This is a genomic window from Oleiphilus sp. HI0128 (assembly GCF_001635365.1).
This window is the reverse complement of record NZ_LWGG01001002.1, coordinates 1-1,127: the sequence shown is the minus strand read 5'-3', so window position 1 is coordinate 1,127 and position 1,127 is coordinate 1. Positions and strand designations below refer to the sequence as shown.

Here is a 1,127-nt window from a genome sequence, read left to right as displayed (position 1 = left end):
TGTATTCGTGATGGAATTCGTTGAGGGCATAAACTTAGCGGACGCGATTACTGAGCGGAAGTTTGATTTTAACCAAAAAGTCGATATCGCTATTCAAATGTGTAAAGGAATCGCCTATGCGCATAAATTTGATGTTATTCATCGAGATATCAAACCGGCAAATGTCATCATCGATAGAGAGGGCTTTGCGCGTCTTTTAGATTTCGGTATCGCTTCTTTTTTTGAAGCCGATAAAGATATGAACCCTGATGAAACGCGCTTAATCATGGGAACAGAAGCCTATATGGCTCCTGAGCAGCACAAAGGCATCGCCTTTACCTCTACTTTGAGTGACGTTTATTCGCTGGGAGTGGTGATGTATGAATTATTCACCAGTACCTTGCCACTACCCAATGCGCCTCCAATGGCTCAGATTGATGCCAATATAACTCCAGCCCTTGAAAACCTTATTCATCAGTGTCTTGCTGTTGACCCTGCTGAACGTCCTCAGTCTGTAGAGCAGGTCCGGACTCAGTTGCTTTTGGCGATGAAAGGTCAGCATATTGCTGAGGAACAAGTGAATCGGGCAGGAGAAGGCTTAGCCTCTATTCAGCAAAAATTTGGCTTACTTGATGTTATGCAGGAAGACAAATTTGGCGCGGTTTATTTGTATGAAGATAAGTCCTCTCACAAGCTTCTGGTAATTAAGAAGCGTACCTCTACTTTTACGGGGTATCGTGAGGCAAAAATGCTTCACAGTTTGAAGCATCCGAATCTGGTTAATATTCTAGGAACATCCAAGAACGATAGTGTATTCATTGTTGTTATGGAATATGTCTCGGGTGGCAGTCTGCAGGACCGCTTGATTGAACCTATGGGAATGCAGATGTTTTTGAATACGGCGGTTCAAATTTGTAGAGGTTTGGCGTTTGCGCATCAAAATAGGGTTTGCCATGGCAATTTGCGTCCTAGCAATGTTTTGTTGACTTCAGATTTCCAGGTTAAATTGACAGACTTTGGTTTGGATGAGCATTATCGTGTCAAAGAGCGAGATGGTAACTGGTATGGAGATGCTGATGATCGAAAGGACGAGTTATCTGATATTTTTTCGCTTGGCGCAATTTTTTATCATGCATTAACGGGGGTTC

At 42.9% G+C, this 1,127-nt stretch carries 1 protein-coding gene; it reads left to right on the top strand.

Going from position 1 to position 1,127, the window contains the following annotated elements:
- Positions 1-10 precede the first annotated feature (10 nt).
- Positions 11-1,127: protein kinase (locus A3763_RS17010; protein WP_231872233.1), on the top strand; the 1,117-nt coding region annotated here is incomplete at its 3' end.